General features: G+C 60.1%; 18 protein-coding genes. 5 read left to right on the top strand and 13 right to left on the bottom strand.

The genetic code is table 11. The features are described 5' to 3' along the window. Positions 1 to 19: 19 nt before the first annotated feature. The 5 genes from ccmE to ccmA are packed head-to-tail and all read right to left on the bottom strand — an operon-like array spanning position 20 to position 2,696. Entirely contained in the window at positions 20 to 463 is a 444-nt protein-coding gene (gene ccmE / locus Q7T10_RS10465) for a cytochrome c maturation protein CcmE (RefSeq protein ID WP_304747942.1), read from the bottom strand. Beyond that, complete coding sequence (ccmD, locus tag Q7T10_RS10460) at positions 460 to 639, bottom strand: heme exporter protein CcmD (protein ID WP_304747941.1); 180 nt, start codon at positions 637 to 639, stop codon at positions 460 to 462. Before ccmD ends, ccmE begins: the two co-directional genes overlap by 4 nt. Continuing rightward, entirely contained in the window at positions 626 to 1,366 is a 741-nt protein-coding gene (locus Q7T10_RS10455; RefSeq protein WP_304747940.1) for a heme ABC transporter permease, read from the bottom strand. Before Q7T10_RS10455 ends, ccmD begins: the two co-directional genes overlap by 14 nt. Next, on the bottom strand, positions 1,363 to 2,061 hold the full coding sequence (gene ccmB / locus Q7T10_RS10450; protein WP_304747939.1) for a heme exporter protein CcmB: 699 nt from the start codon (positions 2,059 to 2,061) through the stop codon (positions 1,363 to 1,365). The genes Q7T10_RS10455 and ccmB overlap by 4 nt, the downstream gene beginning before the upstream one ends. After that, positions 2,058 to 2,696 carry a cytochrome c biogenesis heme-transporting ATPase CcmA gene (gene ccmA / locus Q7T10_RS10445; RefSeq protein ID WP_304747938.1) on the bottom strand — a complete coding sequence of 213 codons (639 nt, stop codon included), beginning with the start codon at positions 2,694 to 2,696 and terminating at the stop codon, positions 2,058 to 2,060. The genes ccmB and ccmA overlap by 4 nt, the downstream gene beginning before the upstream one ends. A 309-nt stretch (positions 2,697 to 3,005) precedes the next feature. On the opposite strand from ccmA, the gene Q7T10_RS10440 reads away from it, so the two are divergent. From Q7T10_RS10440 to Q7T10_RS10430, 3 genes are all read left to right on the top strand, one after another. Further along, positions 3,006 to 3,929, top strand: coding sequence for a cytochrome c3 family protein (locus Q7T10_RS10440; protein WP_304747936.1), 924 nt, complete (start codon positions 3,006 to 3,008; stop codon positions 3,927 to 3,929). 14 nt (positions 3,930 to 3,943) lie between these two features. Then, the gene (locus Q7T10_RS10435) at positions 3,944 to 6,232 is read left to right on the top strand and encodes a hypothetical protein (protein ID WP_304747934.1); all 2,289 of its coding nucleotides are present in this window, start codon (positions 3,944 to 3,946) and stop codon (positions 6,230 to 6,232) included. A 287-nt stretch (positions 6,233 to 6,519) separates the two neighbouring features. Then, complete coding sequence (locus Q7T10_RS10430; RefSeq protein ID WP_304747932.1) at positions 6,520 to 7,929, top strand: tetrathionate reductase family octaheme c-type cytochrome; 1,410 nt, start codon at positions 6,520 to 6,522, stop codon at positions 7,927 to 7,929. A 99-nt stretch (positions 7,930 to 8,028) separates the two neighbouring features. Here Q7T10_RS10430 and Q7T10_RS10425 read toward each other — a convergent pair whose 3' ends face one another. Genes Q7T10_RS10425 through Q7T10_RS10400 form a run of 6 tightly spaced genes read right to left on the bottom strand, consistent with a single transcriptional unit; the run spans position 8,029 to position 12,517 of the window. Continuing rightward, positions 8,029 to 8,361: a hypothetical protein gene (locus Q7T10_RS10425; RefSeq protein ID WP_304747930.1), complete on the bottom strand. Its 333-nt coding sequence runs from the start codon at positions 8,359 to 8,361 to the stop codon at positions 8,029 to 8,031. 10 nt (positions 8,362 to 8,371) lie between these two features. After that, on the bottom strand, positions 8,372 to 8,776 hold the full coding sequence (locus tag Q7T10_RS10420) for a hypothetical protein (protein WP_304747928.1): 405 nt from the start codon (positions 8,774 to 8,776) through the stop codon (positions 8,372 to 8,374). Positions 8,777 to 8,817: 41 nt separating this feature from the next. Beyond that, on the bottom strand, positions 8,818 to 9,525 hold the full coding sequence (locus Q7T10_RS10415; RefSeq protein ID WP_304747926.1) for an ABC transporter ATP-binding protein: 708 nt from the start codon (positions 9,523 to 9,525) through the stop codon (positions 8,818 to 8,820). 9 nt (positions 9,526 to 9,534) lie between these two features. Then, positions 9,535 to 10,725, bottom strand: coding sequence for an ABC transporter permease (locus tag Q7T10_RS10410; protein ID WP_304747924.1), 1,191 nt, complete (start codon positions 10,723 to 10,725; stop codon positions 9,535 to 9,537). Then, entirely contained in the window at positions 10,722 to 11,912 is a 1,191-nt protein-coding gene (locus Q7T10_RS10405; RefSeq protein ID WP_304747922.1) for an efflux RND transporter periplasmic adaptor subunit, read from the bottom strand. The genes Q7T10_RS10410 and Q7T10_RS10405 overlap by 4 nt, the downstream gene beginning before the upstream one ends. Further along, the gene (locus Q7T10_RS10400; RefSeq protein WP_304747920.1) at positions 11,909 to 12,517 is read right to left on the bottom strand and encodes a TetR/AcrR family transcriptional regulator; all 609 of its coding nucleotides are present in this window, start codon (positions 12,515 to 12,517) and stop codon (positions 11,909 to 11,911) included. The genes Q7T10_RS10405 and Q7T10_RS10400 overlap by 4 nt, the downstream gene beginning before the upstream one ends. Before the next feature lie 208 nt (positions 12,518 to 12,725). Between Q7T10_RS10400 and Q7T10_RS10395 the strand changes: the two genes are divergently transcribed. Next, positions 12,726 to 13,634, top strand: coding sequence for a crotonase/enoyl-CoA hydratase family protein (locus Q7T10_RS10395; RefSeq protein ID WP_304747918.1), 909 nt, complete (start codon positions 12,726 to 12,728; stop codon positions 13,632 to 13,634). Positions 13,635 to 13,645: 11 nt separating this feature from the next. Next, positions 13,646 to 14,560 carry an acyltransferase gene (locus tag Q7T10_RS10390; protein WP_304747916.1) on the top strand — a complete coding sequence of 305 codons (915 nt, stop codon included), beginning with the start codon at positions 13,646 to 13,648 and terminating at the stop codon, positions 14,558 to 14,560. Positions 14,561 to 14,656: 96 nt separating this feature from the next. Here Q7T10_RS10390 and Q7T10_RS10385 read toward each other — a convergent pair whose 3' ends face one another. Together Q7T10_RS10385 and Q7T10_RS10380 are read right to left on the bottom strand one after the other, a co-directional pair. Continuing rightward, entirely contained in the window at positions 14,657 to 16,063 is a 1,407-nt protein-coding gene (locus tag Q7T10_RS10385; protein WP_304747914.1) for a HAMP domain-containing sensor histidine kinase, read from the bottom strand. Then, positions 16,060 to 16,716 (bottom strand): response regulator transcription factor, encoded by a 657-nt coding sequence (locus tag Q7T10_RS10380; protein WP_304747912.1) that lies wholly within the window; start codon positions 16,714 to 16,716, stop codon positions 16,060 to 16,062. The genes Q7T10_RS10385 and Q7T10_RS10380 overlap by 4 nt, the downstream gene beginning before the upstream one ends. Between the last annotated feature and the right edge of the window lie 34 nt (positions 16,717 to 16,750).

Raw genomic sequence — 16,750 nt, 5'->3', positions numbered from 1 at the left:
AGATCTCATTTGGGATATTTCACTTCAGGGTCTTGATTGTCTTCTGGGCTTGGGCTTGGTCCATGGCATGCTGGGCCTCGGGCGGCATGTAGTTTTCGTCGTGCTTGGCCAGCACCTCGCTGGCCATAAATCGGCCATCGGCGCCGAGCTTGCCTTGGGCTACGACGCCCTTACCCTCGCGAAACAAGTCAGGCAGGATGCCGGTGTAGGACACGGGAACTTCCTTTGCTGTATCGGTCACCACAAACGCGACCGTCAGGTTTTCTCTATGGACAGTTCCCGCCTTGACCATGCCGCCAATGCGAAAGGTCCTGTTGACGGGCGCCTCGCCCGACGCCACCTGACTCGGCGTGAAGAAAAAGACCAGATTACTCTGGAAGGCGTTCAGTACCAAGTAGGTTGCCAAGCCCAATGCGGCCAGCCCCCCAGCAATGAGGGCGGCGCGTTTGTGTCGAGGTTTCATGAAGAGTTTCTTTCGGACAACAGTTCGTTGCGGAGATTGCGTAGAAGCTCAGTCCGTTGGCTGCGAATCAGCAGCGTCTCAAGCACCATCACCGCTGCGGTCAGCCCAAAGCTGCCCCAGACATAGAAGGCGTAACCGCCCATGGCAAAAAAATCGGAAACACTATTCCACTGCATGTTTCACCCACTCCGTATGACGTTCACGTTCGAGAATGATGTTGCGTACTCGCGCCAAAGCCACCGCAATCGTGTACATCCAGAAAGCCGCCACCATGGTCAACATGCCCAACAACATGGGAGTGGCCATGGACGGCGCGCTATTCAAAGATACCGAGGCACCTTGGTGCAAGGTGTTCCACCACTTGACCGAGAAGTAAATGATAGGCACGTTCACGACGCCCACCAGCGCCAACACGGCACAGGCCTTGTCGGCGCGGCGCGGGTCGTCAATGCTGGATTGCAGCGCCAGGAAGCCCAGGTACAGAAACAGCAGGATCAACTCGGAGGTCAGGCGCGCATCCCACACCCACCAGGCGCCCCACATCGGCTTGCCCCACAAGGCCCCCGTCACGAGCGAAAGAAAAGCAAACAGGGCGCCGGTGGGGGCCAGCGCCGAAGCCATCATGCCGGACAGCCGGGTATTGAAGGCCAGACCCAGGCCCGCCCAGGCCGCCATGACCAAATAAATGAACATTGACATCTGTGACGCCGGCACGTGAACAAAAATGATGCGGTAGCCTTGACCCTGCTGGGCGTCCGTGGGGGCCACAAAAAATGAAATCCAAAGGCCCACCGCCATCAGCACCGCCGCCACCGCGGCAAACCCGGGCCATAGGCGGCCGGCCAGGAAATAGAAGCTTTGGGGCGAGGCAAACTTGAACCAGTGAATCACGCGTGTAGTCATTCCAGGGAAATCCTCAAGGCGGCCGACGTGGCCAAGGGCGCAAAAAAAGCCGAGAGCACGAGCAGCGCCGCCAGCAGCGATAGGTGGCCACCGGCACCCAAGCCTGCCGCATCGGCTTCCACCGCACCGGCGCCAAATATCAGCACTGGAATATACAAGGGCAGGATTAAAAGCGACAGCAATACCCCTGCGCCGCGCACACCCAGGGTCAGGGCCGCGCCGATGCTGCCGATCAGGCTCAGGCTGGGTGTCCCCAGCAACAAGGACATCATCAGAATGCCCAGGCCCCGCCCCTCCAGTCCAAACTGCAAACCCAAGAGGGGTGCCATCAGCACCAGTGGCAAGCCGGATAGCAGAAAGTGCGACAGCGCCTTAGCCAACACCAACAAGCCCAGCGGCGTGCTGGACAGAGCCATCTGCTCCAGCGAGCCATCGGCATAGTCGGTGGCAAACAGGCGCTGCAAGGAGAGCATGGCCGCTAGCAAAGCACTGACCCACAGGACGCCCGGAGCCATCCGCAGCAGCAGCGCCGATTCGGGCCCAATACCCAGCGGGAACAGACTGGCGATGACGACAAAGAATACCAGCGGCGTAAGCACTTCGCCTTTTTGCCGCAGCGCCAGCGACACCTCGCGCCGCAGCACCGCCCGCATGACGCCTGCAATTCCAATTGGCAGGAGTTCCAGCTGTTTCATGCGCGCAACTCCAGCACCTGGGCCGGCACAGACCCAATGGGCACTAGTTGATGGCTGGTCAGCACCGCCAGCCCGCCCTGGGCCAGATGCACCGCAATCAGGTCGGCCAGCATGCGAACCCCGGCCTCGTCCATGGCGACAAAGGGTTCGTCGAGCACCCACAGCCGGGCCTGGCTCAAAGCCAGCCGGGACAGGGCAACGCGGCGCTTTTGTCCCTGCGACAAATGCCGCACCAATTGTTGGCCGCGGCCGTGCCCGCCCAGGCCAAAGCGCGCCAGCACCGCCTGCGTTTGCGCGGTGTCGGGGGCGAAGCCGCCCAAGGCGGCGGCAAACGCCAGGTTCTCCGTGACGGTCATGGATTCCTGCAGGGCATTGAGGTGGCCCAAATAGCACAGGTCCTGACGATAGGCCTCGCGCTGCGCATGGATGGGCATGCCATTCCAGCAGATGTCACCCGATTCGATCGGCGCCAGACCGCACACCATGCGCAACAAACTGGTCTTGCCTGCGCCATTGGCCCCGGCCACATACAGCCAGCGCCCGGCCTCCAAAACGCAGTCGATATCCTCAAACAGTTGCCGCCCACCCCTGCCACAACCGAGCTTGGAAAAAGACAGTGTTGGCGCAGTTTTCAAGGGATGGCATCGCAAATTGGGGAGGGTTGATCTTACGATACGCGCATGCTGCGACACGCAATCGCCCTTGATCGCGAAAGGCGGCAAAGTCATCGCATCTATTCGTGCTGGCCCGCCTGCCAGACCATGGCAGCTGCCGCCGGGTGTGGCAGACAAAGAATATTGGGGGACGTCTTTGTCTTTGATTCAGGGCATGTCATGCAAACAACCGGTGGCATTTCTGAATTCCCTGTCAATCGTTGATATACCTCAAGGTGGATGAGGCCCACAGGGACCAGGATTACACGTTCTAAGAATTGAGCTAGCACAATGGCGTTACTTTATCGATTGGTTATTTTTTTTCTGACCTTGCCAGTGTTAATTTTCAGCGACCAGTTGCTCGCGGAAACATCGACATCACGCGTGAAAACAACAACAAAAGAAAATCGCGCGAGCAGCAGCGGTACGCCACAATCGCCCAGCCTGAAATGCGTGGACTGTCATGCGGAGATCAAAGGCACAAGAGCCCGACCCGAACACGATCACGGAAAGTGCGAATCTTGCCATACGGGTGGCACAAGCCATCTGCAGGCGATGCTAAAGGCGGCACCAGCGAAAGGCTCAATCTCAATCCCGGAAAGCAAGACGTGTTTGAGTTGCCATGGCAATGACAAGCAGTTGATGAACTGGCATTTCGGCGCGCATGGCAAGGCGGATGGGACTTGCAAGGATTGCCATTCAATTCACAGTTCACCAACAGGTGAACGCCCGAACATGACATCCAACAAAACCGACAAAACATCGACGCTGTGCATCAGCTGCCATCAGGATGTCAAGTCGCAGTTCAACATGGCATCGCATCACCCGGTGAAAGAGGGGGGCATGTCATGCACGAGTTGTCACGACCCGCATGGCGGCAATCAAACCGTGCTGAAAAGCAAAAATGAGCAATGTCTCTCTTGTCACCAGGCGCTCCGTGGGCCCAAGGTTTTTGAGCACGCGCCGGTCGCAGAAGACTGTATGAGTTGTCACTCCCCGCACGGATCAACGAATCGCAGATTACTGACCGTGGCACAACCCGCGGCTTGTCTGCAGTGCCATGCCATCGCCCAAGGCAAGCACGGATACGGTACCGCCGTTGAGCCTACAGCGACATCCGGAACCAGAACGACAGGAGGCGCTGTGCTCAGGAGTTGCACCAACTGCCACAGTGCAATACACGGCAGCCATCAAGATCCTCTTTTGCGCCACTGAGAGAGGGAGTCGCCATGAAACAGTTTTCCCGGAATAGACTTTCCATTGCGTTCAGCCTCGCCTTCTCTGGCAGTACCTGCTACGGCGAGTCGCCGGCGTCACCGCCGGTTCAGAGCGAGGTCGGCGCAGCCGAAAGTGGCGATGCGGGTACCGGAGGCATCACGCTGCAAGGCTTGATAACGCCAAAGCTTGGTTACTTCAGCACTTCTGGTGGCGCCGGTGCTGGCAAGACGCACTTCCTCGAGCGCTACGACTACCGCGAGAATACTTTTGGCAACAATACACGCGACGGCCTGATTGCCGACATCGACTTCAGCCTGCTTTACTCTGATGATCTCCATGATTTGTTGCTGCTGGAACGCGAGGGGTTTGGCGGCAACAATCAGCGTACTCGCCTTGCGGGGAATACTGACTTGGTGAAATTCAAAGCCCACTACTCTGTTTTCACCACAGCGACTGGTGGCATTGACTATCTGTATAACCCGGACGTGGTGCCAGGTGGAACGGACCCAAACTATAAGGCGGCCGGCGTTACCGGTGAGTCGCAGCACGTTGGTTATTTTCACAACGATAGCCTTGGCACCACGGCTTACAAAGTAACCCGGACGAATTATGGTGTCAGCATGGCTCTTAAGCCGGTGGCCTTTGAGGGACGGGGCTCAGTTGAACTCAGTTATAACGGTTACCAGCGCGATGGCAATCAGGTGACAAACTATGTTCTGCCTCAGTCAGTTATCTCGGGTAGCCAGAGCGAAGCGAATCAGTGGCGCGGTTACAGCAAAGCAATCAATGAGCAAGACAGGAATCTGGCCTTCAGCCTGACGTATATTCCTCGGGAAAGCTGGCTTGTTGACTATGAGTTCAGTGTCGACAAATTCGAGAACAATGCCTCACCGGTCACGCTCAGTACGCTCAGCCAATGGACCGGAATTCCCATTGGAAGACGCAACCCCCATTTCAATGGGAGTGCCGACCTGCCGTTTCACTTTGACGCCGATTCGACCCAGCTCACCAACAGCCTGCGCTTGAGCAAACAGTTTGACGACTCCGCCGTTTTGGGTGCGGGTGTGAGCGTGTCACGCTTGCAGCAGGACAACTTCACCGGGCCACAGTTGACATCGGGCTATGACACGGGAAAGATAGGCACAGACAGCGCCTACCTGACTGGCAAATTCAATGTGTCCCAGTATGTCGGATTGGAGGCTTTTTGGCGATACAGCAAGCGGGAGAACGGCTCGTCCTATCCCGTTACCGGCTTTTATGCGCCAGTATCTGTCCGTTCTGAGGAGCGCATGGTGGCGCCCCGCATCAACAATGTTGAAACGAAGACCTATGGCCTGGAGGCCAGGCTTTACCCGAGCCTCCTGAAGACCCGCTGGACGGCCGGCTGGACGCATGTGGATACCGATCGCGACCTGACCTACGGTGTGGTGCCGGTGGTGCCTGCTGAAATGTCGCTCTATGGTGTACGCAGCAGTTCCGACGAGGTCTTTGTCAAGCTGGTTGCCCGTCCAGCGAAGGGGTGGTCAATTCGTGTGACGCCATCCTATCTCTGGTCCAATCAGACTGGGCTGGTGACGGAGCCGGAAGAAGCGCTGAAACTGAGAACGCAGCTCACCTATACCAAACCGGAATTGAATGAACTCCTTGTAAGTGGTTACTACAACTACACGGACAAAAAGAATGGCTTGCTGGGTCATTCTGACTTCAACGTGACAGGAGCTGGCGGCGCTGGTGTCTCAGGCGCTACCCAAGCCGGTGTTTTCGGCTCCCCCAAAATGCAACAGGTCCGCAACACCTTCCAGTCCGGAGGGATAAATCTGAGTCTGGTCCCCGCAGAGGATGTGAAAGCAAATTTCGGCTACGACTGGAACCAGACGGACATCAGCACTTACTACTTCTCAAGCAACCGGCTCCGCTACCATTACCTTTCCGTGCCGGGAAGCAACATTCTCACATCCACGGATGTCCTGGCGCTGGATCGAGCAAAGAGCAAGATCGATACCCATAGTCTGTCCGCCAATGTCGAGAAGCAATGGAGCCAATATTTGCTCGCAGCCAACTACAGCCTGAGCTGGTCCAAAGGCCAGACCGGTGGCGGTCTGGCAGGGCAGACGCTGCCCGCCGTGGACGATGCGGTAGACAACTTGCTGCACTCTCTGTCACTGGGCATGGAGTATCGCGTGAAGAAGAATGTGTCCGTTTTCGGCGGCTTGGTCGTTGACTACTACAAAGACAATGTGTACGGGGAGTTGAGTGGTGGTCGCAAAACCTTGGTGGCGGGTTTGAGCTATCGACTCTAAGGTTGATGCCGCGCAGTAGCGTTCACTGGCGAACAGCACTTCTGGATGCAACTCATCACCGCGGCGCATAGGCCCATCCCAGCGGGCCACCTGCCGGATTGATTGTCGAGCGTCCAAGAATATGCCCTAGCACTTATGCTCATTTAGCGGGGAGTTTCGAACTCAGCCGGGCGTGAGCGATCGTCGGCGTTATCAAGCGCGTTGTTGATATGGATCATGTCCTTACGCATGTTATGGCTGAAACTTCAACTTGAGTATTGTTGTATTCGAATTCAAGGAGAACGGTAATGAGGCGCTACATCCAGGCCATGGCATTCATGGCGTTTTGCATCCTTTTCGGTGGTTCGGCAGTAGCGGCCCAGGACCACTCAAGTCTTGTCAAAGGGCCGTTCACGACTGGACCCGAGGTCACCAAGACCTGTCTTGGGTGCCACGAGCAACAGGGCAAGGACTTCATGAAAACGCGGCACTGGACTTGGAGCGTGCATCAGGAGATCCCGGGCAGAGGCAAGGTTGACTTGGGCAAGAAGAACGCGGTGAACAATTTTTGTCTCGCGCTACCGACCAACAATCAACGCTGTACCAGTTGCCATGCAGGTTATGGGTGGAAGGACGCCACCTTCGACTTCAACAAGGCCGAGAACGTCGACTGCCTGGTCTGCCACGACACCACCGGCAGCTACAAAAAACTCCCGGCAGCAGCCGGCCATCCGGCCTATCAGGACACCGAGTTCCCGCCCAAGTCCGGCAAAATCTGGAAGGCGCTTGATCTCGAAAAAATTGCCAAAAGTGTCGGACCGACCAGCCGCGCGACCTGTGGTTCGTGCCACTTCTACGGCGGCGGCGGTGACCATATCAAGCATGGCGATCTCGACACGTCGCTGGTAGCACCCAAGCGTTCAGCTGATGTGCACATGGCCGTCGACGGAGCAAACATGAACTGCAGTTCCTGCCACAGGGCGGAAAAGCATGCGATTCCCGGCAAGGCGCTCTCGGTCTCGGCTACGGGTAGCGGTACCACGCTCAGCTGCAACGACTGTCACGCTGGTACGCCGCATAAGCAGAACGTCATGTTGAACCGGCACGCTGAGAAAGTCGCATGCCAAACTTGCCATGTATCAACTTTTTCACGCACGTTGCCGACCATGGTCTGGTGGGACTGGTCGACCGCTGGCAAGGACACTCCGGTCACAAAAGACCAGTACGGCCAGCCGCTTTACGACAAGCAGAAGGGCGACTTCAAATGGGCGAAAGACGTGAAACCGACTTATATGTGGTTCAACGGCTCGGTTGATCGTTATCTCCTCGGTGACAAGATGGATCCGTCCAAGGTCACACACCTGAGTTACCCGCGTGGTGACCGTAAGGATAAGACGGCGCAGATTACGCCGTTCAAAGTGATGGAAGGCAAACAGCCGTACGATTCCGTCCGCAACGTTTTTGCGGTGCCGAATCTGTGGGCTGGATATTGGGCGCATTGGGACTGGAACAAAGCCATTACCGATGGCATGAAAGAAGCGGGTCAAGACTACAGCGGTCAATATGGCTTCGCACCTACCGACATGCACTGGAAAGTGAACCACATGGTTGGGCCAAAAGCAGAGGCGCTGAAGTGCAATGACTGCCATGCCAAGGACGGCAGGATGGACTGGAAGGCGCTAGGTTATGCCGGCGATCCCCGGTCAGGAAAGAAATAAACGCCTGGGACAATCGGAGCCATGTGCGCGGGCGAAAGCGCCCTCGCTCTGGTTCGCTGGATCATTGACGGGGCCAAGTGATGTGCCCGGAGCGCGGGCTCAACGCCCCGGCAAATCGCTGTGTGACACCTCGAAGCCATCGGCCACGTAGGCGGGGCCTTTCATCAGCCACACGATGACACAGCCAATACTCACCGTGACCGCCAGGGTCCAGATGAAGATCACCAAGCCGATCATCACAAAATCAAACAGTTGAATGTGTCGCGCCAACTCGGCAGCGCTGCCCGCCGTGATGAAAAAACGCGCGGCCACCGACATCAGGCCAGGCAGCAATGTACCCGCCACGCACACCGTCGGCATCAGGCGCAGCACTCGCCACTCCAAGCCATAGGGAGTCTGCTGGAATCCGGGGAGTTTTCGAAGCCAGTTCATTCGATCCATTTTAGGGTGACAGCGGATTTCTTGCTGCCTTCAACGCGCGCAGCGCCACCAGCGCCACGACCACCCAGAACACGAGCCGGAGCGCCAGTGCGCCCACGGTGCGCATCTCATAGGCTCCGCCACCCATGACATGCAGGCCGAAGGCTGCTGCCACCAGCGCTGTGGCCAGGGCCAGCAAGCTGGCCGCGCGTGCCGCCCAGCGCCGACCCTGCCAGAGTCCGACGCCAGTCAGCACATAGGCAAAGCCCGCGCAAAAGTTGAACCACAACACAAAGCCCACGGCATTGCCGACGCTGGCGCGCGCCTGCGCATCACCGAACAGCGCGCGGCCACCACTGACGACCGTGAGTGCACCGAAGACAATGGCCACGACGGCCAGGACTTTGAGGATTCGGTGGGTGTTCATGCGAGGTCTCTCCAAAATCGATGTGTGCGAAAAACCGGACGCTAGAGGCTGAGGCCCTGACCGGCTTCCTCATAGGTGCGCCCGTCACGAATGTGATAGATGCGCTTGAAGGTCGGGATGATCTTTTCGTCGTGCGTCACCACGATGATGGCAGTGCGGTACTGCTGCGCCATCTGGTTGAGGATGCGCATCACGCCGAGTGCGCGTTCGCTGTCCAGCGGGGCCGTGGGCTCATCCGCCAGGATCACGGGGGGCTGGTTGGCCAGCGCCCGCGCGATCGCCACGCGCTGCTGTTCGCCGCCCGACAGTTGCGACGGCTCGGCCCTGGCGCGGTGGCCGACATCGAGGGCATCCAGCAACTCACGGGCGCGCGCCCGCGCCTTCGCGTTCGGCTGGCCCGCCAGCATGGGCAGCAGGGCCACGTTGTCGGTCACGTCCAGAAACGGAATCAGGTACGGTGCCTGGAACACAAAACCGATGCTGTCGCGCCGCAGGGCACGCAAATCGGCAATCTTCCAGCCGTTGTCATAGATCGACTCGCTGCCCAGCGTCATGCGCCCCGAGGTGGGCTCAATGACGGCGCCCAAGCATTTGAGCAGCGTGCTTTTGCCCGAACCAGAGGGGCCGATCAGGCCGACCACCTCGCCTGGCGCCACGCTCATGTTCACATCCTTGAGCGCATCGACCGCGGCATCGCCTTCGCCATAGCGCTTGCTCAAACCTTCGATCCGGATTCCCAGTTCACTCATGAGGCCACCCTATCCAATCGCCGCGGCCGGATCGACGCGCAGCGCCACACGGATGGCGAGCGTACTGGCCAACGCGCAGATGATCATGACCGCGACAAAGCCGCGCAACGCATCGCCGGTTTCCAGCAGGACGTATTTTGGAAAGATGGGCGCCCAGATGGTGGCGGCAACCTTGCCGACGATGAAGCCGATCAGCCCGAGGCCCAGCGCCTGCTGCAGGATCATGCTGGCAATAGTGCGATTGCGCGTGCCGATGAGCTTGAGCACCGCAATCTCGCGCAGCTTGCCCAGGGTCATGGTGTAGATGATGAAGGCGACGATGGCCGCGCTCACGATGGCCAGGATGACGAGGAACATGCCGATCTGCTTCGCGGACGTGGCAATCAGCTTGGCCACCAGGATGTCTTCCATCTGCGCGCGCGTGAACACCTGAAGGTGCTTCCAGCGGCGGATCGGTTCGGCCACCTGCTCAGCCTCAAACCCGGGCTCGATCTGCACCAGCACCGCGTTGACATTGTGGTTGCTGCTTTGCGAGGCCTGAACGGCCTCCAGCAGGCCGGGCACGCCCGGGCGATTCAGTGCGGGGTTGGCGGCGGTGCGGGCACGGTCATTTTGAATAGCGTCGTTGTCCTTCAGGAACTGCGCCTCCTGCGCGTCGGCCAGCGGAATGAAGACCATGGGGTCGCCGCCTGAGGACACCATGCGTTGCGTGAGGCCGACCACGCTGTAGTCATGCCGGCGAATCTTGATGACGTCGCCGACCGAGAAGCCCGTTTTCACGTCGGCCACAGCCTCGTAATGGTTGCGTGTGATGTGACGGCCCGCAATCAGATAGCCCGGCTCGCCGGGCTGGCCCGGCTCCACGCCCACCACCATGGCACGCACGTCGGTGGCGTCGCGGCGCACCTGCATCGTGAGGTAGGTCACATTGGCAGCGCGCGCCACGCCTGGCATGCCCAGCAGTGACCGGTACACGTCATCGCGCAGGCTCGATGCTTCAGCGTACGGACCCTGGGTGTCTTTCTGCACTACCCAGAGGTTGGCGCCACTGTTGTTCAGCAACATGACCGCGTCGTCCACCATGCCACGGTACACGCCGGCCATGGTCAACGTGACGCCGATCAACAGGCCCAAACCGATGCCCGTGAAGACGAACTTGCTCCACGAATGCAGGATGTCGCGGCCGGCCAGGCTGATCATGGCTTGCCCGGTGCGAGGCTTTGCACTACCTGGATGCGGCTGCGCGCATCGATTTCCTTCTCGCTGTAGACCACAACCCGGTTGTCGGGCTTCAAACCATCCAGCACCTGCACCTGTCCGTCCAGGCTGACCTGGCCCAGACGCAGCGGCGCGAAGCGCAGGCCCCCGTCATCCTGCACCCAGACCCCCGTCTGACCCGCTTGCCGTCTGATGGCGGCATTGGGCAGCAACAGGGAACCCGGCGTAGCGGGCAGTTTGAGAGTGACCTCGGCCAGCTCACCCACCGAAAGGCCCGCTGGTTGCGCGTCAAATGCGATCTGTGCCACGCGCTCCTCCGTCACGCTATCGCCCTGCAGCTCCACGCGGACCACCTTGCCGCGCAGCGTGGTGGCGGCGCTGGAACGCAGCACGATGTCGGCGGCCAGTCCGGGCGCCAGACCGGCCGAGCGGCCCTGGTCGAAGCGCGCCTTCACCCACAGGCTGGCGGGATCGACCAGCTTGAGCACTGGCTGCCCGGCCACAACGGTGGAGCCGGGCTCGGCGTCGCGCGACAGGACCACGCCGTCCTGCGCGGCCACCAAGCGTGCGTTCTGACGCTGCTGCACCAGACCGGCACGTTCAGCTTTGAGCCGCAAAAGGTCTTGCTGCGCAGCCGACAGGTTGGCCTTCGCTGCGCGGTTCCCGGCTTCGGCCGACGTCTGCTCCTGCACTTTGGCTTCTACAGCGCCGGGACTGACAAAGTTTTGCCGACCCAACTCGACGTAGCGCCGTGCATTGATGGCGGCCAGTTCCCGGCGGGCTGCCGCATCGGCCGTTTGTGCATCAGCGGCGGCGATACCACTGCTGGCCCGCGCCATGGAGGCGTCCAGCGCAGCCAAGCGGTTGTCCAGGTCAACGGGATCCATTTCGGCGAGCAGCTGGCCCGCCTTGACCGTGTCACCCGCGTCCACCAGCACCCGCAACACGCGACCGGCGGCGGTCGGCCCAATCAGGTAGCTGCGGCGCGCCTCCACCGTGCCAATCCCGAACAGGGCGGGCGTGATCGAGCCCTCAAACGCCTGCACCACCGTCACCCGCGCGGGCGCCAGCGGCCCGGCACGGCGGATGACAAACACGATGGCGACCAGCAGCAGCACGCCCAGCAGGCCGAGCACGAGCACTTTGGAGGATGGGGCTTTGAGCTTCATGATGGGCTGCGGATACCGCACAGGTAAAGGTGAAAGACGCGTGGCGCTTCCGCGCGCATGGTGGCGATGTGCCCGCTCAGCATCGACTGCATGACCAGGCCCTGCACGATGCCGACGAAAAGCGTGGCAGCGGCAGGCGCATCCAGGTCAGCCGCTGCGTCGCCACGCTGCACCGCCGACTTCAGCAGGCCCAACAGCAACTGGCGATAGCCTTGCATGAGGCCGCGCACCTGCTGTTTGAGAGGTGAGTCCGCCGCCTGCTGCAGTTCATGAAAGATGACGCGCGGCACACCGGGATAGGTCACGACGAAATCCACGTGCGCATCGAACACGCGACGAAGGGCATCCACGGGAGTGGTCGCCTGCTGCGCCGCGTCATTCAGCGATTGCAGCAGGTGCTCGGCCACCCATGCCATAGCGGCCAGCCAGATCGCCTCTTTCGAGGCAAAGTGCTTGAACAACGCCCCCTGGCTCAAGCCCACGGCGCTGGCCAGATCGGTGGTGGTGATGGACGCAGGGCTGCCGTCTTGCGCCAGACGCAGTGCCGCGGCCACGATCTCAGCCTGGCGTGTTTCAGTCGGAAGACGGGTGGCTACGAGTTGCACAGACATTCTTTTGAGTTGGTAAGTGTTTAATTACTTCCCATGTTAATCGACATCTTCTTGCCCGTCAAATGCGTGCGTCAAGTCACCGCTACCACGGCGATGCCGACAGATGCGTCAGGAGCGACACCCAAGGTTTTCCCCATTCATTCGCCTGTGATCGTGGCTATGATCGTCTGCCCAAAGCAACACGCCAGACGAGACCCGCCCCATGCCCACCTTCAGCACCCTGCGCATCGACAAAGACTCCACCCATCCCCGCATCGCGCGTCTGCTGCTCAACCGGCCCGAACGGCTCAATGCCATCAATGAAGAGATGCCGCGCGAGATTCGCGCGGCCATCGACTGGGCGGCCGCCGAGGACGAGGTGCACGTCATCATCGTGGAAGGCGCGGGCAAAGGATTTTGCGGTGGCTACGACCTGACCCAGTTCGGCGAGGGCCAGCTGGAGCATCCGTGCCAACAGGAAAAGACACCGTGGGACCCGATGGCCGACTACCGCTACATGAAGCAAAACACGGAAGATTTCATGAGCCTGTGGCGCAGCCCCAAGCCGACCATTGCCAAGGTGCACGGCTATGCGGCGGCCGGTGGCAGCGACATTGCCCTGTGCTGCGACCTGCTGGTGATGGCCGACGACGCGCGCATCGGCTACATGCCCACCCGCGTGTGGGGCTGCCCCACCACGGCCATGTGGACTTACCGCCTGGGCGCCACACGTGCCAAGCAGCTGATGTTCACCGGTGACACCATCGACGGCAAAAAGGCCGCTGAATGGGGTCTGGCCAACGAGAGCGTCCCCGCCGACCAGCTGGAAGCCGCCACCATGGCGCTGGCCCAGCGCATTGCCGGTGTGCCAAACTCGCACCTGGCGATGCACAAGATGGTGGTCAACCAGGTGATGCTGACCATGGGCCTGGAGCAGACCCAGATGATGGCGACCGTCTTTGATGGCATTACCCGGCACAACCCCGAGGGCATGTGGTTTCGCCGTTATGCACAGCAGGAAGGGTTCAAGGCGGCAGTCCAGTGGCGCGACAGCGGCCAACCCATTCCTGAAGGCGATGAGGCGCGGGAAATGATTCGTCAAATGGAAAAGAACCGGAAAAACAATGACTGAAGGGTCGACCCATGCTTAACTTCTTGCCCCCTTTGTTGGTGGGCCTGATAGCGACACTGCTGATGGCGCTCAATGCGCTGTTCTGGGTGCCCATCCTGCTGCTGGTTTCCCTGGTGAAATTGATCATTCCCATCAAAAAGATGCGCTTGGTGATCGACCCGATTCTGCTGCGCATCGCCGAAGCCTGGATTGCCGGCAACAGCGGCTGGATGCGGCTCACCCAACGCGTCACCTGGGATGTGCAGGGTATTGAAGGGCTCAACTACCGCAGCTGGTACCTGGTGAACTGCAATCACCAGTCCTGGGTGGACATTCTGGTGCTGCAGCACCTGTTCAACCGGCGTATTCCGCTGCTCAAGTTTTTTCTCAAGCAGCAACTGATCTGGGTGCCCATCATGGGGCTCGCCTGGTGGGCGCTGGAATTTCCATTCATGCGCCGTCACAGCGAAGAGTTCCTGAAAAAACACCCCGAGATGCGGGGCAAGGACCAGGAGACCACACGCAAGGCCTGCGAGAAGTTTGCGCTGATTCCCACCAGCGTGATGAATTTCCTGGAAGGCACGCGCTTCACGCCGGCCAAACACCAGCGGCAACAATCACCCTACAAGCACCTGCTCAAACCGAAGGCGGGTGGCATCGCGCTGGCGCTCAACGCCATGGGCGACAAATTTCAGGCCATTCTGGATGTGACCATTGTTTACCCGGACGGTGCACCGGACTTCTGGCAGTTCCTCACCGGCAAGCTCAAGCGCGTCATCGTCCGGGTGCGATCGTTGCCGGTTCCCGCGCACCTGGCGCAAGGCGATTACGCCGGCGACCCGGCCGTGCGCGAGGCCTACCAGAAATGGGTGCATCAGATGTGGCTGGACAAGGACGCGCAGATTGAGGCACTAATTCGGCCTTTAGCCCCCGCAGATATTGCGTAAGAAGCTATTAAATAGATAGCAAAAACATCGCAGCATGGCGCATTGATGGACGCCTCCAAGTATCTTGTGTCGAGTTCACCCTACGCTCGACGCAATCTAGCTACCATTCTTCGTCGCAGCTAGCGGGAGAGAGACATGGAATCCGACTCCCCGGCCCTTCAGTCCACCGGAAATGGCAACACTTCCCCCCAACCTGAGAGCGGCTTGTTTGACAATTGCCAAACCAAGGCCAGAGCCGGGTGCCTGCTGCCCTGCACCTCGGTAGAAGCGCTCAAAAACGAGGGGGCGTTCGGCAGCGGCAATGCCGGGCCCATCATCTTCAACTGACAGCGCAAGGCCGCCACCATTACCGTTCAGCGCGACGGCCACTTGACCTCCATCGTTCACGTAGCGCAAGGCGTTATTGAGCAGGTTCTCCAGAATCGACTGCAGCGCCGGCACGTCAATCCTCGTCATCAAGGAGTCGGGGGCCTCAAGCGCCATGTCGATTCCGCGCGCAAAGGCATTCGGTGCGGCCTGGGCAATGATTTGCCGCACCAATTGCGCTGCATCGATCCACTTGGGTGCAGGCCGCTGCGCATCATCCAGCGATGCGAGTTCGAGCAACTGCTGGGTGAGGTGCGAAGCCCGTGCAATCGCATGCTCCAGGTGGGCTTGCGCACTCTCACGGTCCAGGCGATTGCTGGCACCCGACAAAGCATGCGCCTGGGCAACGATCACGGCCATGGGTGTTCGAAGTTCATGGGCCGCATCTTGCACAAAGGCACGTTCGCGCGCAGCATTCTGGCGCAGCTGCATCAGCATGGCATCCAGCGCGTTCACCAGGGGTTTGAGTTCGCGGTGCCGGGCCTCGAAGTCCACCGGATTGAGATCATTGGCATCGCGCCTGGCGATACGCGCGGCCAGTTGCTGCAGGGGGCGCAGGCCGTATCGCACCGAAAGCCAAACCGGCAGCAGCACAAAAGGCAGGGCTAACAACAGGTAGGGCAGCAAAAAACGACTGTTGTACGCCAGCAAGTCGGCGTCGCTGCGCTTGGGTTCTGCGATACGCAGTGTCCAGCGCGCGGTATCGCCCTGGTACACGAGGTAGGGCTGCCCTTGCAGCGCCTGCTCCACCAGTTGCCCCGGTATGCTGTTCAGTATCTGCCTACCCAGCGCCGCAGACGCATAGATCCGTTGTTTGTCGCGGTCCAGCAGTTCAAACAACACACTTCCCGGCAATCTGCCAAATTCACGGCGGCGGATGTTGGTCCAGGTGGCGGTCGCAGCGACCACCGAGCCGGCTTGTGCGCGGTCATCCACATCTGACAGGGCGACGGTCACCGCATTGCCAAAGTATTGCAGACCCGAGTTGTTGGCCATTGTTTGCTTGGCCTGAAAGTATTGGTACCCCAACAGCACGGCCCACACGAGAAAAAACGCGAGCAGCACTGACGAGATACTGCGCCGCACCAAGGTCGGCTCGACCACCACTGCGTGGACCCGTTTCAGCAATTGGCTCATGACGTCAGCATGTAACCCACACCGCGCACGGTGCAGATGCGTTCAGCTCCAATCTTGCGGCGCAGGTTGGAGACATGCACCTCAATGGCACTGAAGTTCACCGGCTCACCCAGCGGATCGAGTTTTTGCGCCAGCACGCCCTTGGCCACGACCGCGCCAGGTTCGCGCGCCAGTTCGAGTAGCAACTGGAACTCACGCCCGGACAGGTCGATCTGCTCGCCGCAAAGCTGGGCCTGGTGTCGGCGGGGTTCGATCACCAGGTCCCCCAGCGTCCAGGTTTCGCTCGCCTGGCGCGCGCAGCGGCGCAGCACGGCGCGAATGCGCGATATCAGCTCCGCGATGGCAAAGGGTTTCACCACAAAGTCATCGGCACCGCCATCAAGGCCTGCCAGGCGGTGGTCCACCGCAGAGCGCGCGGTGATGACAATGATGGGCACCTGAATGCCCTCCCGCCGCCAGCGTGCCAACAGATCAAAACCACTGCCATCGGGCAATGTCAGGTCCAGCAACACGCAGTCCACCAGGCTGGCCTCGACAGTGCGGGGGGCATCACCTGCCCGCCGACGCCATTCGCTGGTCAGCCCCTCGACCTTGAGTGCAGACTGCAATGCTCGCCCCAAGTCAAGGTCGTCTTCAATAAGCAAGATGTGCATCAAAGGATTGTGCCCGCTGAAACCTGTGTCAACC

The organism is Rhodoferax sp. (assembly GCF_030646845.1).
In the GTDB taxonomy this organism is placed as follows: domain Bacteria; phylum Pseudomonadota; class Gammaproteobacteria; order Burkholderiales; family Burkholderiaceae_C; genus Rhodoferax.
Note: the sequence above shows the minus strand (reverse complement) of the source record. Positions and strands in the feature narration are given on the sequence as shown.

Coding starts and splice junctions, on each gene's coding strand:
- Q7T10_RS10410 (WP_304747924.1), bottom strand. CDS start 10,725: ATGATCAGCCTGGCCGGCCGCGACATCCTGCATTCGTGGAGCAAGTTC.
- Q7T10_RS10395 (WP_304747918.1), top strand. CDS start 12,726: ATGCCCACCTTCAGCACCCTGCGCATCGACAAAGACTCCACCCATCCC.
- Q7T10_RS10405 (WP_304747922.1), bottom strand. CDS start 11,912: ATGAAGCTCAAAGCCCCATCCTCCAAAGTGCTCGTGCTCGGCCTGCTG.
- Q7T10_RS10390 (WP_304747916.1), top strand. CDS start 13,646: ATGCTTAACTTCTTGCCCCCTTTGTTGGTGGGCCTGATAGCGACACTG.
- Q7T10_RS10455 (WP_304747940.1), bottom strand. CDS start 1,366: ATGACTACACGCGTGATTCACTGGTTCAAGTTTGCCTCGCCCCAAAGC.
- Q7T10_RS10435 (WP_304747934.1), top strand. CDS start 3,944: ATGAAACAGTTTTCCCGGAATAGACTTTCCATTGCGTTCAGCCTCGCC.
- Q7T10_RS10420 (WP_304747928.1), bottom strand. CDS start 8,776: ATGAACACCCACCGAATCCTCAAAGTCCTGGCCGTCGTGGCCATTGTC.
- Q7T10_RS10440 (WP_304747936.1), top strand. CDS start 3,006: ATGGCGTTACTTTATCGATTGGTTATTTTTTTTCTGACCTTGCCAGTG.
- ccmE (WP_304747942.1), bottom strand. CDS start 463: ATGAAACCTCGACACAAACGCGCCGCCCTCATTGCTGGGGGGCTGGCC.
- Q7T10_RS10380 (WP_304747912.1), bottom strand. CDS start 16,716: ATGCACATCTTGCTTATTGAAGACGACCTTGACTTGGGGCGAGCATTG.
- ccmD (WP_304747941.1), bottom strand. CDS start 639: ATGCAGTGGAATAGTGTTTCCGATTTTTTTGCCATGGGCGGTTACGCC.
- Q7T10_RS10430 (WP_304747932.1), top strand. CDS start 6,520: ATGAGGCGCTACATCCAGGCCATGGCATTCATGGCGTTTTGCATCCTT.
- ccmB (WP_304747939.1), bottom strand. CDS start 2,061: ATGAAACAGCTGGAACTCCTGCCAATTGGAATTGCAGGCGTCATGCGG.
- Q7T10_RS10425 (WP_304747930.1), bottom strand. CDS start 8,361: ATGAACTGGCTTCGAAAACTCCCCGGATTCCAGCAGACTCCCTATGGC.
- Q7T10_RS10385 (WP_304747914.1), bottom strand. CDS start 16,063: ATGAGCCAATTGCTGAAACGGGTCCACGCAGTGGTGGTCGAGCCGACC.
- Q7T10_RS10415 (WP_304747926.1), bottom strand. CDS start 9,525: ATGAGTGAACTGGGAATCCGGATCGAAGGTTTGAGCAAGCGCTATGGC.